Below are 20,527 nucleotides of genomic sequence, written 5' to 3'. Positions count from 1 at the left end.
GGGCCGGCGCGCCTCAGCTGTCCAGCCCGGTCAGGGCGCGGGCGAAATCGGCCGGATCGAAGGGCGCCAGATCGTCGATCTGCTCCCCCACGCCGATGGCATGGATCGGCAGGCCGAACTTGTCGGCCAGCGCCACCAGCACACCGCCCTTGGCGGTCCCGTCCAGCTTCGTCATCACCAGGCCCGACACATCGGCCAGCTTCTGGAAGGTCTCGACCTGGCTCAGGGCGTTCTGGCCGGTGGTGGCATCCAGCACCAGCAGGGTGTTGTGCGGCGCCGAAGAGTCCTTCTTGCGGATCACCCGGACGATCTTGGCCAGCTCTTCCATCAGGTCGGCGCGGTTCTGCAGACGCCCGGCGGTGTCGATCATCAGCAGATCCGCGCCTTCAGCCTCGGCCTTGGTCATGGCATCAAACGCCAGCGATGCCGGGTCGGAGCCGGTTTCCGCCTTCAGCACCGGCACGCCGGCGCGCTGGCCCCAGACCTCCAGCTGTTCGACGGCCGCCGCGCGGAAGGTGTCGCCGGCGGCGATCACCACCGACTTGCCCGCATCGCGGAACTGCGAGGCCAGCTTGCCGATGGTCGTGGTCTTGCCCGACCCGTTGACGCCCACCACCAGCACCACCTGCGGCTTCTTCGGGTAGATCGGCAGCGGGCGCGCCACCGGCTCCATCACCCGGGTGACCTCCTCGGCCAGCAGGCGCTTGATCTCCTCGACCGAGAGCTTTTGGCCCATGCGCCCCTCGGCCATGTTGGCCGTCACCCGCAGTGCGGTATCCACCCCCATGTCCGAGGCGATCAGCAGCTCTTCGAGGCTTTCCAGCATCTCGTCGTCCAGCACCCGGCGCGGCACGGCGGCCTGGCCCCGCCCGAAGAGGCGCGAGACAAGCCCACCCTTTGGCGTCACCGACGCCAGGTCCGGCGCGGGGGGCGGTACTTCATCCGGGCCGGGACTGGGCAGGTCGGGGCCAGGGGTCGGCGGCACGCCCGGGTCGCTGTCGGGCGTGGGCGCGGGATCCTCGGGCGGGGTCGCGGGCGGGATCTCCGGCTGCGGCGTGGGCGCAGGCGTCGGGTCAGGCTGCGGCGCGGGGGCCGGTACGGGCTCCGGCTCCGGTTCCGGGCTGGGCTCAGGCTTTGGCTCCGGGCGCGGGGCTGGCTCCGGCGTCTCGGGCTGCTCGGGCGCCTCGGCCCCTTCCTCCACGATCGCATCCAGACCCGCCTCCAGCCGGGACGAGGATTTGAACAGACGGTCCTTCAGTTTGGAAAACAGCGCCATGGGGCCTCCGGTCGTTACCGTTACGGAGGTAATGCCAAAGCGGGGACGATGGAAGGGGGCGTGGGACGCGGCGCGTGGTCGAAACTGGGCGAAATGCCGGGAAAGCGATGCGTTTGCGCCCGATTCCCAACCCATTGCGCGCTATGTTAGGCAAGGACGCCCCGGCGAGGCCGGCGGCGCGCATTCTTCCTCTCCCCCGGGGTGCCTCATGGCTGCTTTCCTGATCGCCACGCTCTGTCCTCTGCCCCTGCTGGTCCTGGCCGCGCTGGTCGGCGGACCATGGGGCTGGATCGCCCTGGCCTGGCTGACCGGCCTCACCGCCCTGCTGGACGCACTCTTGCCGAAGAACTGGCAGAACGCACCCACGGACCGCGCCTTCGACGCCGGGGTCGGCCTGTCGCTGACGCTCGGGCTGGCGCACCTGTGGCTGGTGCTGATCGCGCTGCGGGTCCTCGGGGGACCCGGCGGGGTCGAAGGCTGGGCCGAAGTGGGACCCGCCGCGCTGGCCTTCGCCGTCTATTTCGGCCAGGTCAGCCATCCCAATGCGCATGAGCTGATCCACCGCCCCAAACGCGGCCTGCGGCGGCTCGGGCGGTTGGTCTATTCCACGATGCTGTTCGGCCACCACGCCAGCGCCCATCCGAAGGTGCATCATGTCTGGGTCGGCTCCCGGCGCGATCCCAATACAGCCCGGCGGGGCGAAGGGTTCTGGCGCTACCTGCGGCGTGCCTGGCGCGGCAGTTTCCGCGAAGGGTTCCGCGCCGAGACACGGGACCTGCGCCGCGCGGGGCGCGCCTGGTGGCATCACCCCTACATCGGCTACGTCGCGGTGGCCCTGCTGTGCCTGCTGCTGGCCTGCGCCTTCGGCGGGGCGCGCGGCGCGGCGATTTACCTCGGGATTTGCATCCTGGCGCAGATCCAGATCCTACTATCCGATTACGTGCAGCACTACGGGCTGGAACGGGGCGAACGCCCGGATGGCCGGCTGGAACCTGTCGGCATGGGTCATTCATGGAACACACCCCATGCAGCCACCCAGGCGATGATGCTGAACGCGCCACGCCATTCCGACCATCACATGCACCCGGGCCGCATCTACCCCGGGCTGCAACTGGACCGGGACGCGATGCCGATCTTGCCACGCTCCCTGCCGGTCATGGCGACGGTGGCCCTGGTACCGCGTTGGTGGCGGCACGTCATGGACCCACGTGTCGATGCCCTGCACAGGGCGCGATCGCAGGCAGGCAGCGGAATGGCAAGCGCCCGCCCGTCGCCGCCATATGACGCGATTTGACGTTTGCGCCCTGCCCGCGACCTGTCACAGTGCCCGCATGAAACCGCTTTTCACCCTTGCGCTGCTCACCGCCACCGCCCTGCCCGCCACCGCGCAGCAGGCCCTCACACAACAGGCCCCTGCGCCTTCGATGTCGGCGGCGGAATTCGACGCATACACCCGGGGGCGCACCTTCACCTACGGCTCGCAAGGGGCGCCCTACGGCGCGGAGGAATACCTGTCGAACCGCCGCGTGCGCTGGTCCTTCCTCGACGGCGACTGCCAGGAGGGGCAATGGTACGAGGAGGACGGGCTGATCTGTTTCACCTACGAGCAGACACCCGAGCCGCAATGCTGGAGCTTTGCGGCCGGCTCTGGCGGCGGGCTGACCGCGACCTTCCAGGCGCCGGGCAGCCAGACCGAGCTTTACGAAATGCAGAGCAGCGAAGAGCCCCTGGCCTGCCCCGGCCCAGAGATCGGGGTCTGAGGCACCGCCGGCGTCCCGGTCTGCGGCGCGCCCGCCCGGGGTATTAGACTCGGGATCCTAGAAAAGAGAGCCCTGTTCCGGCGGCGTGCCACCGCCAGACCCGCCACCGTCCGATTTCGGCGCCTTGCGCGGCGCCGCTTTCGGGGCGGGTTTCGACGCGGATGTCGCGGCGGCCTCGGGCACAGGGGCGCGCGCCCCGGCCCCGACCCCGACCGACAGGCGGCCATCGGCAAACTCGATCTCCAGCCCTGCGGCCGAGCCTGCCGCCATGCTGTCGCGCAGCACCTGGCCCGCCTCGTCGCGCACCACCGTATAGCCACGCCGCAGGGTTGCCTTGTACCCCAGCGTTTCGCGTAGGCGATCCAGCGCGGTCAGACGCTGGCGCTGCGCCTCGATCTGACCGCGGGCGCCACGGTCGAAACGGCCCATCAGCGCCGTCAGCTCCGTTCTCCCCTGCGCCGCCTGGCGCGCCAGTCGGCTGGGCTCGATCCGGCCCCGCGCGGCGAGGCGTTCGGATTTCACCGCCACGGACCGCGACAGCGCCGGGGCCAGCCGCGCCGAGAGCTGATCCAGCCGCCGCCGCTCCTCGCTGATCCGCCCCCGCAGCAGCGTGGGCCGCAGCCCGCCCTTTTCCGACAGCTCCACCCGGCGGCGCTGCGCCAGCCCGGTCAGGGCGCGTGGCAGGCGGTCGCCCAGGTGATCCAGCCGCTGCGCCGGCCCTTCGACCAGCGTTTCCACCCGCGGCAGGGCCCGCGACAGGTCGCGCAGCCAGCGGGCGCGGGTTTCCACCGCGCTGGTCTGGGCGCGGGTCAGCCGGGCGCCCTGATCGGCCACCCAGGCCAGCAGTTCACCCCGAACCGGCACCGCCAGTTCCGCCGCCGCCGTGGGCGTGGGCGCCCGCCGGTCGGACACGAAATCGATCAGCGTCGTGTCGGTTTCATGCCCCACGGCGGAAATCAGCGGGATCTGGCTGGCGGCGGCCGCCCGCGCCACGCTTTCCTCGTTGAACCCCCAAAGATCCTCCAGGCTGCCGCCGCCGCGCGCGACGATCAGCAGATCCGGACGCGGCATGGCGCCCCCCGGGGTCATCCGGTTGAAGCCCTCGATGGCGCGGGTCACCTCCGGCGCACAGGCCTTGCCCTGCACCGCCACGGGCCAGATCAGTACCTTGCGGGGAAAGCGGTCGCGCAGCCGGTGCAGGATGTCGCGGATGACAGCGCCCGAGGGCGAGGTGACCACGCCGATCACCTCCGGCAGGAAGGGCAGCGGTTTCTTGCGCTCTTGGGCGAACAGCCCCTCGGCGGCCAACGCCTGCTTGCGCTTTTCCAGCATGGCCATCAGCGCGCCCATGCCCGCCGGCGCCAGATCCTCGATCACCAACTGGTATTTCGACTGGCCCGGGAAGGTCGTCAGCCGGCCCGTCGCCACGACCTCCAGCCCCTCCTCGGGGCGGGTCTCCAGTCGGCTGGCGACCCCTTTCCAGATCACGCCGGAGATGACCGCGCGGTCGTCCTTCAGGTCCATGTAGACATGGCCCGAGCGCGGCGTGCTGACGCGCCCGATCTCGCCCCGGATGCGCACATGGGCGAACTCGCCCTCGATCACGCGTTTCACCGCGCCGGAAATTTCCGAGACGGTGAATTCCGGTGAATTTCCCGGGCCATTGTCGGGGGTGTCGTCTTCGAAAAGGTCCATGCGCCTGCCCTTGCTTTGGCGCCATCCTAGCGGCGCCGGTCGGCAGACAAAAGACCCGGACCGGTGGCCCGGGCGGTGCCACGCCGCAGCCGGGGCCGCCCCTGTCGCTTTCGGCATTGTCGCCCGCCCTGCCTGCGCTAGGGTCACGGTATAAACAGGGGTGCCTCATGTTCCTTTCCGTCTTCGAGATCTTCAAGATCGGCATCGGCCCGTCTTCGTCCCATACCATGGGGCCGATGGTGGCCGCCGCGCGTTTCCTCGACCGGCTGCGCGAAGCGCCCTTCGAGGCGAAGGGCCTGCGCGCCTCGCTGCACGGCTCGCTGGCCTTCACCGGCAAGGGGCATGCGACGGACCGGGCGACGATCCTCGGCCTGGCGGGGTTCGAACCGGTCACCTACGACAACGAGAAGGCCGAGACGGCGCTGACCCGGATCGCCGAGACCGGCGAGGTCACGCCCGACGGCCTGCCGCCGATGGCCTTCGAGCCGGCGCGCGACATGCTCTTCGACTATGACGAGGCACTGCCGGGCCACCCCAACGGAATGAAACTGATGGCCCTGGATGGCCAGGGCGACGTGATCCTGTCGGAGGTCTACTATTCCGTGGGCGGCGGCTTTGTCCTGACCGAGGCCGAACTGGCGGCGGGCGAGGACAAGGCGCCGGGCGCGCCGATCCCCTACCCCTTCCATTCCGCCGCAGAGATGCTGGAGATGGCCCGCGCCTCTGGGCTGACCATCGCCCAGATGAAGGCCGCAAACGAGGCCGCGCGCGGCCGCCCGGACGTCAGCACGGGCGTTGGCCAGATCTGGAAGGTGATGTCGGATTGCATCGACCGCGGCCTCGACAGCGACGGTCTGCTGCCCGGTGGCCTCGCCGTGCGCCGCCGCGCCCGCGCCATCCACGAGGCGCTGAAGGAAGAAGCGGGCCGCAACCTGGCGCCGCCCCACGTGGTGAACGACTGGATCAGCTGCTACGCCATGGCGGTGAATGAGGAAAACGCCGCCGGAGGCCAAGTGGTGACGGCGCCCACAAACGGTGCGGCGGGCGTGATGCCGGCGGTGATGAAATACTGGCTGACCCATGTGCCCACGGCGACACCCTCGAAAATCACCGAATTCATGCTGACCGCCGCCGCCATCGGCGGGCTGGTGAAATACAACGCCTCGATCTCGGGCGCCGAGGCGGGCTGCCAGGCCGAGGTGGGCAGCGCTGCCGCCATGGCCGCCGCGGGCCTCTGCGCCGTGATGGGCGGCACGCCGGAGCAGATCGAGAACGCCGCCGAGATCGCGCTGGAGCACCACCTCGGCATGACCTGCGATCCGGTGGCGGGCCTCGTCCAGGTGCCCTGCATCGAGCGCAACGGGCTGGGCGCCATCAAGGCGGTCTCGGCGGCCTCGCTGGCCCTGCGCGGCGACGGGCGCCATTTCGTGCCGCTGGACGCCTGTATCGAGACCATGCGCCAGACGGGCCGCGACATGCACGAGCACTACAAGGAAACCTCGCTGGGCGGCCTGGCTGTGAACGTGCCCAACTGCTGAGGCGAAAGGCTGGAAGATGGGGCCTTGCCCCCGTCTTCGTTCCGAAGACTCCCGGATATTTCCAGCCAGATAACCCAGGCAGAACGGCGCCCGGAAAGGCGGCCTCTTTCTCCTCCCCGAGCGTGGCAGGTCTCCGTCCTCGGACCGCTGACCAGCCTGGACGCCGCCCCCCTTCTTCACCTTGTTCCAAGTACTCCCGCCGGAGGCCATCGGCCGCCAGGCCGATACCAACGCCGCCCCCTTCCCCCGCAAACGCGCTGGACAATGGACATTCCGCGGAACGCCCCCTAGCGTCGCGCCATGACCAAGGATCTCGACCGCCCGCTCCTGGGCATTTCCCTCATGCTGGGTTTCTGCGTGCTGGCGCCCCTGGGCGATTCCATCGCCAAATTGCTGGGCGGGGTGCTGCCGGTGATGCAGCTGCTGCTGTTTCGTTTCCTGGCGCAGATGATCTTTCTCGGCCCCGTCGCCCTGTGGCGAGGCGAGCTGCGCGGGCTTAGCCCGCGGGTCCTGCGGTTCACGCTCTACCGGACGCTGTTCCACATGGGCGGGATCTTTTGCATGTTCACCGCCCTTCTGTACCTGCCTCTGGCGGACGCGGTGGCCATCGCCTTCGTCATGCCCTTCCTGATGCTCCTGCTGGGCTGGTTCGTGCTGGACGAGGAGGTCGGCCCGCGTCGCCTGGCCGCCTGCGCCGTCGGGTTCGTCGGGACCTTGCTGGTCGTCCAGCCCTCCTTCGCCGAGGTCGGTTGGCCTGCGCTTCTGCCGCTCGGGGTGGCGGTGCTCTTTTCGCTCTTCATGCTGTCGACACGGCAGATGGCCAAGGACATCGCGCCGATCGGGATGCAGGGGCTGAGCGGGGTGATGGCCGTGGCGATCCTCGCACCCGTGATCGGGCTCGGCCACTGGGCCGGCCTCGCCCCGCTGACCATGGTGGCCCCAGATCCCGGAAGCTGGCTACTGATCCTGGCCATCGGGCTGATCGGCTCTTTCGGGCACCTGCTGATGGCGGCCAGCCTGCGCTATGCGCCCTCCGCCACCCTGGCCCCGATGCAATACCTGGAGATCCCCGTGGCGACCCTGATCGGCTGGCTGATCTTCCGCGATTTCCCCGACGGCCTGGCCCTGGCCGGGATCGTGGTGACCATCGCCGCCGGCCTCTACATCATCCTGCGCGAGCGGGCCATCGCGCGGGCGAGCCGGCAAGCGCCACTACCGCATCCTCCAGCGCCGCCACCGGCAGTATGACGATCATCGCCGGCGCGTCGAAACGCAGCCGCACCGGGCCGGTGACCCGGTTCGACGTCCCGATCTGGCCGTCCGGGGCGAAGGACAGCCCCTCGATCGGCCACTCCAGTCCCTCCGACTGTCCCGTGACGGCCCCCATGGGAAAGAGTGACAGGCGTTCGCCCGCAGGCCGCGAAAGCCGCAGTTCCGGCGGGGCGAGAAAGGCCACGTCACTGTCGCTGGCCAGCAGGCAGCGGCGGTCAGGATGGGTCGTCAGCACCGACAGCGCCGCCAGCATGTGATCGGCGCGCGGGCCGAGAAAACCGGTGCCCAGCACCAGCGGCGCCGCGATTCGGGTCAGGCATTTCTCGAAATCCGTGCTGGCCTGCTCGGGGATGTGATGGACCCGGGCACCAGGCACCTGGGCCCGTACCGGCGGCGCCAGGCTGTCCATGTCGCCCACCACCGCGTCGGGCGACACCCCCCGCGCCAGCAGTGCCGCTGCCCCGCCATCGGCGCCGACCACCGGCCCGGTCAGCGCCAGGATCCGGTCCAGCACCGCCTCGGGCACACCGCCACCGCCGACCAGGGCCACGGCCCGCGGGCTTGTCACCACCGCATCTAGACCCATGTAATTCCCCCTGGATTCGACAGAAACCACAATATCGTCACAAAATGAAACCTTCTGCACCTTAGATTCGGGCGGGTTGTGTCTCATCCCTGAGTCCAAGCAAGCGCCATCTCGCCCCGGTCGGACCGGGTCGCAGGGTCGGTAGCGCCAGAATGAGCGAGAAGTAAAGTGGTCGAGTCGAACAAGATCCTCACGGTTTCCTACGGGACGTTCTCCTGTACCCTTGAGGGGTTCGACGATGCTTTCGACACGATGAAGGCCATTGCCGAGTACTTCCGCGACCTGGCCGCCGATGACCGCTATTTCGGCGCCGAGCCGCCCACCCCCGATGCCGACATGCTGGCCCGCCTGGCCGAGCGCAGCATCTCGCGACGGGTGACCGCCCGCAGCGAGGACGGCAATATCGTCCTCAGCCCCGACGCGCAGCAGGCCGCCCCCGTGACCCAGAACCCCGCGCAGGGCACGGCAGCCCGCCCCAAGCCTGCGCCGCAGCCCGAGACGCGGGCCGACAGCGGGACCCCGGCTCCTGCCGCCGAACGCCCCGACGAGGACGACGAAGACGGCCCCGCGCCGCAGCCGCAACGTGCCCCGCGCATCGCCGCAGCCCTGGCCGCCGCCGGCGGCGCCGCCCTGCTGGCCTCGGCTCCGCCCCGCGCCGAGACCGACGAGACACAGGTCCCCGAGACGCCGGCAGAAGACCTGCCGCAGGCGGACAGCGAAGCCGTGGCAGAGATCACCGAGACGGTCCCCCAAACCGACCAGCGTGACACCGAGCCGTCCGACCCCGAGTCGACCGAAACCGCAGCATCTTCCCCGGCCGACGCCCTCGAACCCCCGATTGAAACGGCCGATCTCCTGACGACCGCGCCCGAGGCCGGGGCGCCCGCCCCCCAGGACGACGAGATCGCGCAGGAAGCCGGAGACGGTCTTCTGGATGCGGCGCCGACCGTGAACGCCATCGCGGCAGACGACAGCGCCCAGATCGAGACTCCGGTCGAAGAGAGCGAGTCGCTCGACACGCTTCTGGCCGACACCGAGGGCGCGGCCCCGGAGGAGCAGGCGCTGGACGCGCTGCTGCTCGATACACCGCTGACGGCAGACGCCGACGACACGGAGACCACCTTCAACGCCCCCGAGCTTGTGGCGCCCGACGAGGATGACCTGCGCGCCGAGACATCCCCTGCGCCGCTCGACGCCGCCCTTTCGGAGATGGACGCGTCCTCCGCGGTCGAAGGCACCGAGGACGCCATCCTGGTCGGCGACGCGCCCAAGGCGGATGAAACGATCGAATTGCCCGATCTGACCCCCGCGGGCGAGGGCCAGGATTCCATCGCCGAGGCCGCTGACGCCATTGATGCCGCCCGCGCCCGGGAGGCCGAAGACCTGCCCGTCGCCCCGGCCCGTCCCGACGTCACCGATGTCGCGCTGAAACTGCAGCGCATCCGCGACGTGGTCGCCAGCCGCCGTGCTCTGGCCGAGAGCCTGGACGCGCCCGCGACCGTCGTGCCCCCGCAGGACGGGGACAGCGCCCCGCTGCCGCCGATCGCGGACGAAGAGGCCGCCTTCTCCTCGACCATCGGCGCCGCCGAGGCCGAGGATGACCTGCCCGAGGACGGTGAAGGTGCCGATTCCCTCTTCTCCGACGACGGCGAAGACAGCGATCTCAACAGCGCCCCGCGTGTCATGGCCCGCGTGGTGAAGGTGAAGCGGCGTCCGGATGTCGCCCCGGAAGAAAGCACCCTCTCGCCCGAGGAAGAGGCCGAGCTGCAGCGCGAACTGGCCGCGCTGGAAGACGAGATCGCCAGCAGCAACGCCGCCACCGGCGTCTCGCCCGAGGAGATGGACGAGGACGCGCCGGCAGTCGACCTGACGGCAGACGACCATCTGACGGACGATCCGATGGCGGGTGAGTTGACGGCAGAGGTCGCGGACGAGGACGCCGCCCCCGAAGAAGACAGCACGACGGCAGCCCAGGCCCCGACCGCGCGCCCCCGTCCGGCCGCCCGCGATACGCTGCGCGCCGCCGATCATTCCGCCCAGATGGACCGCATCCTGCGCGAGACGGATCACCATTTCGAGCAGGAAGACAGCACCCGGCGTCGCTCCGCCCTGGCGCATCTGCGCGCCGCCGTGGCCGCGAAGAAGGCCGAGAAGGCCGCCGGCTCGGATTTTGCCGCGCGCGAGGACACTACCGATGCCTATCGCGAGGACCTGGCCCAGGTCGTGCGCCCGCGCCGCCCGGCGATCGCGCACCAAGGCACCGCCCCCGCCCGGCGCCTGGACAGCCGCCCGGCGCCACTGAAACTGGTGGCAGAGCAACGCGTGGACGTCTCCGCCGCCCCGCGCGGCCCGGTCCGCCCGCGCCGCATCTCGGTGGCCGACCTGGCCCGCCATGACAGCGCGGAGCAACGGCGCGAGGCCGCGACCGCCCCGCAGGCCCCGGCCCGCACCCCGGAGGAGAGCTTTGAGGATTACGCCGCCTCGGTTGGCGCCAGTTCCCTGGGGGACCTGCTGGAGGCCGCGGCCTCCTACATGTGCTTCCTGGAAGGCCAGCCTCTGTTCTCGCGGCCACAGCTGATGACCCGGGTGAAGACCCTGGCCCCCGATGAATACTCTCGCGAGGACGGGCTTCGCGCCTTCGGCCAGCTGCTGCGCGACGGCAAGATCCGCAAGGCCGAGGCCGGGCGCTTCACCGTTTCCGACAGCATCGGCTTCCGCCCCGAGAAACGCGCCGCTGGCTGATACGCCACCGACCGACTGCGCTGCACGACCCCATGCGCCCCGCCGCCAGGCCGGCGCCTATCGCGTTGTCCGGCCTACCCCCTCCGGCTCATGGGCAGCTGCGCCTGCGGCGGGCCGCCGACCCCGTCTTCACCTTGTTCGAAATACTCCGGGGGTGAATTGAGCCGCAGGCTCAAGAGGGGGCAGAGCCCCCTGCCCCCGGCCTGCCCACGCCCTTCCCCGGCCCCCGTACCGCTTTCCTCCGCCAGATCGCCACGTCACGCCGCCACGCTTGCGCGACGGCCCCTGCTCGCCTACATGGGGGCGGGTTTCGCGGGGACGCGCCGGTACGGACGCCGGAACTGACAGACAAGGGTTCGGGATGACACTGGCTGACAAGATCCGCAAGTTTGAGCGCGAGCTGCGCGACCACTACAACACAGATCTTTCCACGCCCGAGCTGCGGCGGCGCGCGAATGTCTACAACCTCTGGTTCGATCACGCCGCGCTGCGCATCCTGTGGACCAACTTCTTCCAGATCGCCCCAGGCGTCTGGCGCTCGAACCATCCCACCCACAGACGCTTCGCGAAGATGAAGGCCATGGGCATCACCCATGTGCTGACCCTGCGCGGCGACAAGCCGACGGCGCATTACCTGACCGAGGTCGAGAGCTGCCGCGAGCTGGGCCTGACGCTGATCGCGCGTCGGCTGCATGCCCGCAAGGCCCCGAGCCGGGAGGAAGTGCTGGCGGTCATCGAAACCCTGCGCACCATCCCCCGCCCCTTCGTGATGCATTGCAAGTCCGGGGCGGACCGGGCAGGCTTGGCCTCGGCGATCTACCTGATGGTGATCGAAGGCCGCCCCGTGGAAGAGGCCCGAAAGATGCTGTCGCTGAAATACATCCACATCCGCAAGAGCAAGACCGGCGTGCTGGATCACCTGCTCGACGTCTACGCCGCGCGCAATGCGAGAGAGCCGATCGGCTTCGAGGACTGGATACGGACCGAATATGATGCGGACAGGATCAAGGCGGACTTCCGCGCCCTACCCTGGTGGCGAAGATGACTGACGACACGACCCCGAAGAGCACCGCCCCGGCCGGCGCCGCGACAGGCCGTCCCGGCCCGACTGCCAAGGGCGACAAGGCTTCCAAGGCCGCCCCGACCATGGGCGGCAAGCCTGTCCCCGGCACGGACGCCCATGTGCCCGGCCGCATCCTGGCGCGCTGGCTTTGGGTCAACTACCTGAAGAAGCACAGCTGGGCGCTGATCGCCGCCTTCGTGCTGATGTCGCTGGAAGGCTCGATGCTGGGGGCGCTCAGCTGGATGATGAAGCCGATGTTCGACACCGTCTTCATCGAGGGTCAGACCGGGGCGCTCGGCTGGGTCGGCGCCGCCATCCTGTCGATCTTCATCGTTCGCGCGCTCAGCTCCATGGGGCAGAAGGCGCTGCTGGCGCGCGTGGGTCAGCTGAACGCGGCGGATCTGCGCATGGACCTGCTGGCCAACCTGATGCGCCAGGACGGCACCTTTCACCAGACCCATCCGCCGGGCTTCCTGATCCAGCGGGTGCAGGCGGACGTGGCCGCTGTCAACGGGGTCTGGACCGCCATCCTGACCGGCGCGGGCCGCGACCTGATCTCGCTGGTGATCCTTATGGGCGTGGCGATCTCGGTGGACTGGCAATGGACCGCCGTGGCACTGATCGGCGCGCCGGTCCTCGTGGCGCCCTCAATGATCGTGCAACGCTTCGTCCGCGCCCGTTCGCGCGAGGCGCGCGACCTCGGCGCGCGTCTGGCCACCCGGCTGGACGAAATCTTCCACGGCATCGTCCCGGTGAAGCTGAACCGCCTGGAGGAGTACCAGTCGCGGCAATACGGGGCCCTGACTGACGACCTGGTCCGCGCCTCGATCCGCTCCACCATCGGCACCGCCTCGATCCCCGGCATGATCGACATCATGGCCGGCTTCGGCTTCCTCGGCGTGCTGATCTTCGGCGGCTCCGAGATCATCGCCGGCGAGAAGACCGTGGGCCAGTTCATGTCCTTCTTCACCGCCATCGGCTTCGCCTTCGAGCCGCTACGGCGTCTGGGCTCCGTTTCGGGCACCTGGCAGGTGGCCGCCGCCGCGCTGGAGCGGATCAAGGAGCTGATGGAGACGAAGCCCACCCTCGTCTCCCCCGCCAATCCCGTCGCCCCGCCGAAGGGCATGCCGGGCGTGACCCTGACCGATGTCCACCTGTCCTACGGCGAGACGCCGGTGCTGAACGGGCTCAGCTTCACCGCGCGGCCAGGGCAGACCACGGCGCTGGTTGGTGCGTCGGGCGCGGGCAAGTCCACCGTCTTCAACCTGCTGACCCGGCTGGTCGACCCGACCTCCGGCAAGATCGAGATCGACGGCGTGCCGGTCTCGGCCATGTCCCTGCCCGACCTGCGCAGCCTCTTCTCCGTCGTGTCGCAGGATGCCGCCCTCTTCGACGAAACCCTGCGCGAGAACATCCTGCTGGGCCGCACCGATGTCAGCGAGGACCGTCTGTCCGAGGTGCTGGCCGCCGCCCATGTCAGCGACTTCGCCGAGAAGCTGCCTCAGGGCCTCGATACGCCCGTGGGCCCGCGCGGGTCGTCCCTGTCGGGCGGCCAACGTCAGCGGGTCGCCATCGCGCGCGCCCTGCTGCGCGACACGCCGATCCTGCTGCTGGACGAGGCAACCTCGGCGCTGGATGCGCAATCCGAGGCCGTGGTGCAGGCGGCGCTGGACCGGCTGGCGGAAGGCCGCACGACGCTGGTCATCGCGCACCGCCTGTCCACGGTGCGCGGCGCCGATCAGATCGTGGTGATGGATCGCGGCCGGGCCACCGACCATGGCTCCCATGACGAGCTGATGGCGCACGGCGGGATCTATGCGCATCTGCACGACCTGCAGTTCCGCACCGATGGCCGCACCGCCGATCGCATGGCGCTGGAACAGGAACGCGACCGCACCCGTAATCGCGGCCGCGCGGCGGATGCCGATGAAGTCGGCGTGTTCCGGCGCGCCTTCCTCAGGCTGTTCGGCGGCTGACGGGACGGTTGCGCGCAGGCCAGACCTGCGCGCGCCCCAGGCGTCCGGCCCGCCAGTCCACGGCGCGGATCATCAGCGCCCGGCTGCGCCCCGGTGCGAGGGCCCGCGCCCGCAGATCCCCGATCCTGCCCTGCCGGAAGACCGCCGGCGCCCGCGCGCCCAGGTGATCCGCCGCGGCCCGGGTCCAGCCGCTTTCGGGCCGGTCGCATTGATCGAGAAACAGCAGCCACTCGCCCTGCGCCTGTGCGGCGGCGGTGTCGCGATCCCCGGGCACCACCTCGGCCCCGATCGCCTCGGCGATCTCGGCGGTGGCATCGGTCGACCCCGCATCGGCGAAGATCAGCTCCCGCAGGATCCCCTCCTGCACCGCCTCGAAGATCAGCGGGGCCAGATCCGGCAGATGCCGCTCCGCATTTCGCGTGGTCACGATCACCGAAATCGCTGCGCGCATGTCACCCCCTGTCGGCCAGTTCCTCGGCCCGCTATAAGGGAGCAAATCGAAAACCGGGAGTCCCCGATGTCCGAAACAGATCGCCGCGTGCTGCGCCTCACCGGCAGCGATACACGCGATTTCCTGCAGAACCTCGTCACCAATGACCTGGGGCGCCTCGACCAGGGGCCGGTCTACGCCGCCCTGCTGACGCCCCAGGGCAAGTACCAGGCCGATTTCCTGCTGGTCCCCCAGGGCGATGCCCTGCTGTTGGACGTGGCGGCCGATCTGGCCCCTGCCCTGCTGCAGAAGCTCACCCTCTACAAGCTGCGCGCCGACGTGCAGATCGAGGAGACCGATCTGAAGGTCTGCCGCGGCACCGGCGAGGCGCCCGAGGGCGCCGTGCCCGATCCGCGTCACCCGGCGCTTGGCTGGCGGCTCTACGGGGCCGAGGCGGGCGATGACGGCAGCGATTTCGCGGCCATCCGCGTGGCTCATTGCATCCCCGAGACGGGGATCGAGCTGACGCCGGACACCTTCATCCTGGAGGCCGGCTTCGAGCGGCTGCACGGGGTCGACTTCCGCAAGGGCTGTTTCGTCGGCCAGGAGGTGACCGCGCGGATGAAGCACAAGACCGAGCTGCGCAAGGGCCTGCGCCGTGTCGCCGTGGAGGGCAGCGTGCCCCCGGGCACCGCGCTGGAAACAGACGACGGCAAGGCCGCCGGCACGCTCTACACGCAGGCGGGCGGCGAAGGCATCGCCTACCTGCGCTTCGACCGTGCCACGGGCGTGCTGCACGCCGGCGACGCCCGGGTCACCGCCCTGCCCGACGCGCCCGAATGAGCGATCCGTCCTCCGCCCTGCTGGCCGACCTGGTGGGCCAGCCCGTCACCGGGATGCGCCAGTTGCAGGGCGGCGACCTGTCGGAAGTGCGCCTGCTGACGCTGGCGGACGGCAGCCACCGGGTGGCCAAGCTGGGCAGCCATGCCCGCGCCGAGGCCGGCATGCTGGAGGCGATGGCGCGGACGGGGGCCCCCGTGCCCAAGGTGTTGGAGGTGCGGCCATTGATGCTGATCCTCGAACACCTGCCCGAAAGCCATGCCCTGCCCGGGGCCTGGGGCCGTCTCGGGCGGCGCCTGCGCGCCATGCACGATGCGCCGCCCCCCGAGGGCGCGGGCTATGGATGGCCCGAGGACTATGCCTTCGGCCCGGTCCCCATTCCCTGCGGCCTGCCCGGCGAGGCGCCGGGGACGGCAACCGACTGGCCCCGCTTCTGGGCCGAGGCGCGGCTGCTGCAGGGGATAGAGACCCTGCCCATGCCGCTCGCACGGCGGATCGAAGCCCTGGCGCAGCGCCTGCCCGACATGCTGCCCGCCGCCCCGCGCCCCTCGCTGCTGCATGGCGATCTCTGGGCCGGCAACCTGCTGTTCGGCCCGTCGGGCAATGTCCACCTGATCGACCCCGCCTGCGCCCGCGGCGACGCGGAGGTCGACCTGGCGATGCTGCATCTCTTCGGACAGCCGGGTCCGGGGTTCACCGCCAACTACGGCTCCCTGCCGCCAGGCTGGGGCACGCGCCGCGTGATCTATCAGCTCTGGCCCGCACTGGTGCACCTGCGCCTCTTCGGGCCCAGCTACCGCACGCTGGTCGAGGACCTGTTGGACCGGCTCTGAGCCGCGCCCGACGGGTCCGCCGCCGGGCCAACAGGCCCCAGGGCCGAGTTGCAGCGCCGCCACATACAGTCGCACAACTTTTAGGCAAACACGCCTATAGCTTCATCTGCCGGCCCGCTGGTCACAACGCACAAAGCTGGCAACCGCGGTCGCGCCGAGGGAAGATCCGGCCGGAAGCGGTCCATAATTGCGGAAATTTCACCAAGTGGCCAGAGCCACGACGGGTCGCCGCAGCCATGCAGCGGCTTCATATGCACTGGGAAGATACAGCTTTTCGGAGCCGGCAACGCCAGCCCGATCCCCCCTGAGAACGCGAAAGGCCGCGCAATGCGCGGCCTCCGTTTCGATCCGATTCCGCCGCGGCGGGGACGCTCAGGCGCGTTCGGCGTATTCCATGGTCTCGGTGTTGACCACGATGTCCTCGTCCTGGCCCACGAAGGGGGGCACCATGACCTTGACGCCGTTGTCGAGGATCGCCGGTTTGAACGAGTTCGCCGCCGTCTGCCCCTTCACCACCGGCTCAGTCTCGACGATCTTGCAGGTCACCTTCTGCGGCACCGTGGCGTTCAGCGCCTCGGAGTCGTAGAATTCCACCACGATGGTCATGCCATCCTGAAGGAAGGGCCGACGATCGCCAAGCAAATCAGCGGAAACCTCGACCTGGTCGAAGGTTTCGGTATCCATGAAGTTCAGCATCCCGTCGCTCTCGAACAGGAACTGCATGTCCTTCTGTTCCAGCCGCACACGCTCGACCTTGTCGGCGCTGCGGAAACGCTCGTTCAGCTTGGAGCCGTTGCGCAGGTTCTTCATCTCGACCTGGGCGAAGGCGCCGCCCTTGCCGGGCTTGACGTGGTCCACCTTGACGGCCGCCCAGAGGCCACCGTTGTGTTCCAGCACGTTGCCGGGACGAATTTCGTTTCCGTTGATCTTGGGCATTCGGGAAGCCTGCGTGTTGATCCGTTTCCGGGCCAGCCTATATATGGCCTTCAGCCCCGTGACAAGTCATCGCCACGGGGGTGTCACGCTTGGGTGTGGCCCAATGAGCCATGCGGTGAGCGCAACGCAGGGATGCGTGATTGCGCTATCCGAATCGGTTCTTTTTGGTCATAAGGGGCGGCACGCCCGAAACACAAGAGCAATAAGCAAGGACGGATCATGAAAGATTTCGTTGACGGCACCGCCTTCAATAACGAACAGGGCAACCGCGCACGCAAACTGTTTGCCGCTGTCGTACTGGCGGCCCTCGATGACGCCATTGCAGACGACAAGAAATACGGCAACGGCCCGGAACAGATCGCCCGCTGGGCCCGGTCTCGTGACGGCCGCGAAGTTCTGTCCTGTGCCGGCATCGACCCGAACGAACGCGTGGTCGTTGGCCTGATGGAGTTCGTTTCCAAAGGTGTCCGGACCTCCGTCGCCCTCTCGCGCGAAGAGAGCGAGCGTCGCCACGCAGCGGAACAGGCCGAGGCGGCCTGAGCCCATTGACGGAACCAGCCCAGCCGGTTTCGCCATGAAAAACGCGCTCCGAAAGGGGCGCGTTTTCCTTTTGTGAGAACAGGTCTAAGGGAGGAAGGCACCATGGCCCGCGCGATCATGATCCAGGGGACCGGCTCCAACGTGGGCAAGTCGCTGCTGGTGGCCGGGCTTGGCCGAGCCTTGACCCGGCGCGGCCTGCGCGTGGCTCCTTTCAAGCCGCAGAACATGTCGAACAATGCCGCCGTGACCGCCGACGGCGGCGAGATCGGCCGCGCCCAGGCCCTGCAGGCCCGGGCCTGTGGCCTGCCCTCCTCGGTCCACATGAACCCCGTCCTGCTGAAGCCCGAAAGCGAGACCGGCGCCCAGGTCATCGTCCAGGGCCGGCGCCTGACCAGCAGCGCCGCCGCCGACTACCCCGCCCTGCGCGCGGGGCTGATGGACCGGGTGCTGGACAGCTTCCACCGCCTGGCCCGTGACGCCGACCTGGTTCTGGTCGAAGGCGCCGGCAGCCCCGCAGAGATCAACCTGCGGGCCCGCGACATCGCCAACATGGGATTTGCTCGGGCGGCAGGCGTGCCAGTGGTGCTGGCGGGCGATATCGACCGGGGCGGTGTCATTGCCCAGCTGGTCGGCACGGCCGAGGTGCTGGACGCCGAAGACCGGGCCATGATCCGCGGCTTCCTTATCAACAAGTTCCGCGGCGATCCACGCCTCTTCGACGAGGGCTACGCCGCCATCGCGGCGCGCACCGGCTGGCCCGGCCTAGGAGTGCTGCCCTGGTTCGCCGAGGCCTGGCGCCTGCCGGCCGAGGACCTGATGGATCTGGACCGCCCGGCGAGCACCCCCGCTGCCGGCGCAGTGAAGATCGCCGTGCCCCGCCTGCCCCGGATCGCCAATTTCGACGACCTGGACCCGCTGGCTGCCGAACCGGGCGTCACGCTGGACCTGGTGCCGCCCGGCCGCCCCCTGCCCGCCGATGCGGCGCTGATCCTGCTGCCCGGCTCAAAAAGCACCCGCGCAGACCTGGCCGCCTTCCGGGCCGAAGGCTGGGATATCGACCTGGCGGCGCACCTGCGGCGCGGCGGGCATGTCATGGGCCTCTGTGGCGGCTTTCAGATGCTCGGCCGCACGCTGTCGGACCCCGGGGGCCTCGAAGGCCCTCCGGGCGTCACGGAAGGCCTGGGGCACCTGCAGATCGACACCGTGCTGCAACCAGAGAAACAGCTGCACCTGCGCCAGGGAACGCATCCGGCCAGCGGCAGCCCGGTCGAAGGTTATGAAATCCATCTGGGCGAAACCACTGGCCCCGACACGGACCGACCCTGGCTGGAAATCGCGGGTCGCCCCGAGGGCGCCATGTCGGAGAACGGGTTGGTGCGGGGCAGTTACCTGCATGGCCTCTTTGCCGCCGATGGCTTCCGCGCCGCGCTGCTGACGGAGCTGGGCGCCCCCGCCTCCGCCCTGCGCTACGAGACGGAGGTGGACAGCGTGCTGGACCGGCTGGCGGGCCACATGGCGGCACACCTGGATCTGGACGAACTTCTTGCGATGTCAGCAGAGATCAGCCCCCCGGCGGGCTGAGCAGGCCACAGGGGCGCCACAGCGGCGCCCCAAGGACGGGCCCTGCGACCCGCGCCTCGTCTCACCCGGCCTCAGATGTAATCCTTGCTCTGCAGCGCGCGCTGGATCTCACGGCGCACCAGCTTGCGCACGTTGCGAGTGATCCGCTCGCCCAAGGCGCCCTGAAGCTCCTGTCGCAGGATATCGGACACGAGCTCGCGCAGGGCCTCCTCGTCCACGGTGACGTCGCCGTCTTCCGCGTCGTCCTGATAGGGATCCGCCGGCTCGGACCGGGAGTGCGCTGCACGCCCGACAAGGGCGTCATGCTCCGGCATCGCGTCGAAGTCCGCCTCGGGCTGGGTCCCCGTACTGTTGTCATCCAGGAAATCTACGTCCTGTGTCGGATCATCCGCATCCGGCGCGACGAAACGGTATCCTTCGGGCGCCTCTTCGGCCTCAGCCGGCTCCGGCTCCGACTTCGGCGTGACGGTCTCGTTGCGGCGGAACAGCGACTCGAAGCTGCGGACGTTGTCGCCCTGCCCTTCGACAAGTTCCGCGTCCTCGATGTCGTCCCGCAGTTCGGACCGGTCGTGGCGCGGCGCCGGGTCGGCATCGAAATCAAGGTGGCTGAGAACCGCATCCAGATCGTCGAACCGCGCATCCTCCGCGGCATCGTCCTCGGCGGGAGTATCGGCCAAGTCATCGGCGGGCGTGGTATCGACGTGAGGAGCGGCGGCCAGCGCCTCTGCGGCACCATCGCCGAAATCGGAGAAATCGGTGGACCGGGCATGATCGGCGTTCAGCGAGGCGAGCATCTCTTCAAAATCGAACTCTTCGCCGTCGTCTTCCGCCGCGCCCGCAAAAGCGTCATCTTCGGACGCGTCATCTTCAGGCCGCGCGCGCAGGGCGCGGGCGTCCGCCGCGTCCCCAGCCAGCTCATCGTCCCGCTGTGCCCCGGTCTCGGCGGGCATCCAGCTGCTGCCGTCGAAGGCCACCGGCGCATCGTCGAAGCCGCGCAGGGCGGCCTCATCCGAGATCTCGGCAAAAGGCGCCTCCTCGATCTCGTCCTCGGCAAAGAGGTCGGGGTGGTCTTCCCGCCCGAAGGACAGGCCGGCATCGGCAAAACTGTCGCTCAGATCATCGCCATCGGCATCACGGTCGGCGCCGATCGCGGACTCTGCGTCCCTCTCGGGATCGCTGGCCGGATCCGGATCGGCAACACGCAGGTGCGGTGCAAGAATCAGCTTCTCGGCCGCGGCGGGGGCTTCCTCTTCCCGGGACGCCTCGCCCTTGCGCCCGAAGGCCGTGGGCCCCTTGCGGGCCTCCTCCGGCTGCGTCTGGGCGCGCACTTCTTCCGATACCAGCTTCCGGATGGAAGCCAGGACATCCTCGATCTGGACGTTGCTGACAGGGTCGTTCATCTGCTCTAACCGTTAATCCCCAAGCCCGAAGTCTAGCCCGGGCAAGGGTTTTTCACAAT

General features: G+C 69.4%; 17 protein-coding genes. 11 read left to right on the top strand and 6 right to left on the bottom strand.

The window, feature by feature from the left end:
- Positions 1-13: 13 nt before the first annotated feature.
- Positions 14-1,276 (bottom strand): signal recognition particle-docking protein FtsY, encoded by a 1,263-nt coding sequence (gene ftsY, locus CVM50_RS06560; RefSeq protein WP_085887421.1) that lies wholly within the window; start codon positions 1,274-1,276, stop codon positions 14-16.
- A gap of 208 nt (positions 1,277-1,484) precedes the next feature.
- Here ftsY and CVM50_RS06555 point away from each other — a divergent pair, with 208 nt between their 5' ends.
- Together CVM50_RS06555 and CVM50_RS06550 are read left to right on the top strand one after the other, a co-directional pair.
- Positions 1,485-2,570 carry an alkane 1-monooxygenase gene (locus CVM50_RS06555; RefSeq protein WP_085887422.1) on the top strand — a complete coding sequence of 362 codons (1,086 nt, stop codon included), beginning with the start codon at positions 1,485-1,487 and terminating at the stop codon, positions 2,568-2,570.
- A 37-nt stretch (positions 2,571-2,607) separates the two neighbouring features.
- Entirely contained in the window at positions 2,608-3,036 is a 429-nt protein-coding gene (locus tag CVM50_RS06550) for a hypothetical protein (RefSeq protein ID WP_085887423.1), read from the top strand.
- A 57-nt stretch (positions 3,037-3,093) separates the two neighbouring features.
- Here the strand turns inward: CVM50_RS06550 and xseA are convergent, their stop codons facing one another.
- Positions 3,094-4,731, bottom strand: coding sequence for an exodeoxyribonuclease VII large subunit (gene xseA / locus CVM50_RS06545; RefSeq protein ID WP_085887424.1), 1,638 nt, complete (start codon positions 4,729-4,731; stop codon positions 3,094-3,096).
- 167 nt (positions 4,732-4,898) lie between these two features.
- Here xseA and CVM50_RS06540 point away from each other — a divergent pair, with 167 nt between their 5' ends.
- Both CVM50_RS06540 and CVM50_RS06535 read left to right on the top strand, forming a co-directional pair.
- Complete coding sequence (locus CVM50_RS06540) at positions 4,899-6,269, top strand: L-serine ammonia-lyase (protein WP_085887425.1); 1,371 nt, start codon at positions 4,899-4,901, stop codon at positions 6,267-6,269.
- A gap of 300 nt (positions 6,270-6,569) precedes the next feature.
- Complete coding sequence (locus tag CVM50_RS06535; protein ID WP_085887426.1) at positions 6,570-7,517, top strand: DMT family transporter; 948 nt, start codon at positions 6,570-6,572, stop codon at positions 7,515-7,517.
- Here the strand turns inward: CVM50_RS06535 and CVM50_RS06530 are convergent.
- Entirely contained in the window at positions 7,435-8,127 is a 693-nt protein-coding gene (locus tag CVM50_RS06530) for a thiamine diphosphokinase (RefSeq protein ID WP_085887427.1), read from the bottom strand. The two genes, CVM50_RS06535 and CVM50_RS06530, sit on opposite strands and share 83 nt — an antisense overlap.
- A 168-nt stretch (positions 8,128-8,295) precedes the next feature.
- On the opposite strand from CVM50_RS06530, the gene CVM50_RS06525 reads away from it, so the two are divergent.
- From CVM50_RS06525 to CVM50_RS06515, 3 genes are all read left to right on the top strand, one after another.
- On the top strand, positions 8,296-10,869 hold the full coding sequence (locus CVM50_RS06525) for a hypothetical protein (RefSeq protein ID WP_085887428.1): 2,574 nt from the start codon (positions 8,296-8,298) through the stop codon (positions 10,867-10,869).
- 361 nt (positions 10,870-11,230) lie between these two features.
- Positions 11,231-11,914 (top strand): phosphatase domain-containing protein, encoded by a 684-nt coding sequence (locus tag CVM50_RS06520; RefSeq protein ID WP_085887429.1) that lies wholly within the window; start codon positions 11,231-11,233, stop codon positions 11,912-11,914.
- 101 nt (positions 11,915-12,015) lie between these two features.
- Positions 12,016-13,908 carry an ABC transporter ATP-binding protein gene (locus CVM50_RS06515; RefSeq protein WP_100148453.1) on the top strand — a complete coding sequence of 631 codons (1,893 nt, stop codon included), beginning with the start codon at positions 12,016-12,018 and terminating at the stop codon, positions 13,906-13,908.
- Here the strand turns inward: CVM50_RS06515 and CVM50_RS06510 are convergent.
- Positions 13,889-14,359, bottom strand: coding sequence for a glycosyltransferase (locus CVM50_RS06510; RefSeq protein WP_085887430.1), 471 nt, complete (start codon positions 14,357-14,359; stop codon positions 13,889-13,891). The genes CVM50_RS06515 and CVM50_RS06510 overlap by 20 nt on opposite strands.
- Positions 14,360-14,425: 66 nt before the next feature.
- Between CVM50_RS06510 and ygfZ the strand changes: the two genes are divergently transcribed.
- Both ygfZ and CVM50_RS06500 read left to right on the top strand, forming a co-directional pair.
- Complete coding sequence (gene ygfZ, locus CVM50_RS06505) at positions 14,426-15,181, top strand: CAF17-like 4Fe-4S cluster assembly/insertion protein YgfZ (protein ID WP_085887431.1); 756 nt, start codon at positions 14,426-14,428, stop codon at positions 15,179-15,181.
- Positions 15,178-16,011, top strand: coding sequence for a fructosamine kinase family protein (locus tag CVM50_RS06500; RefSeq protein WP_085887432.1), 834 nt, complete (start codon positions 15,178-15,180; stop codon positions 16,009-16,011). The genes ygfZ and CVM50_RS06500 overlap by 4 nt, the downstream gene beginning before the upstream one ends.
- 372 nt (positions 16,012-16,383) lie before the next feature.
- Here the strand turns inward: CVM50_RS06500 and efp are convergent, their stop codons facing one another.
- The gene (efp, locus tag CVM50_RS06495; RefSeq protein ID WP_085887433.1) at positions 16,384-16,947 is read right to left on the bottom strand and encodes an elongation factor P; all 564 of its coding nucleotides are present in this window, start codon (positions 16,945-16,947) and stop codon (positions 16,384-16,386) included.
- Positions 16,948-17,166: 219 nt separating this feature from the next.
- Between efp and CVM50_RS06490 the strand changes: the two genes are divergently transcribed.
- Positions 17,167-17,487, top strand: a complete 321-nt coding sequence (locus CVM50_RS06490) for a DUF6280 family protein (protein ID WP_085887435.1) — start codon at positions 17,167-17,169, stop codon at positions 17,485-17,487.
- A 102-nt stretch (positions 17,488-17,589) separates the two neighbouring features.
- Positions 17,590-19,068 carry a cobyric acid synthase gene (locus tag CVM50_RS06485; protein ID WP_085887436.1) on the top strand — a complete coding sequence of 493 codons (1,479 nt, stop codon included), beginning with the start codon at positions 17,590-17,592 and terminating at the stop codon, positions 19,066-19,068.
- Positions 19,069-19,139: 71 nt separating this feature from the next.
- On the opposite strand, the gene CVM50_RS21940 is transcribed toward CVM50_RS06485, so the two are convergent.
- A complete protein-coding gene (locus CVM50_RS21940) occupies positions 19,140-20,468 on the bottom strand; it encodes a hypothetical protein (protein WP_085887437.1) in 1,329 nt (442 codons plus the stop codon).
- Between the last annotated feature and the right edge of the window lie 59 nt (positions 20,469-20,527).

Source organism: Pseudooceanicola marinus, from assembly GCF_002786295.1.
Lineage (GTDB): Bacteria > Pseudomonadota > Alphaproteobacteria > Rhodobacterales > Rhodobacteraceae > Pseudooceanicola > Pseudooceanicola marinus.
This window is presented reverse-complemented; position numbering and strand designations above follow the sequence as displayed.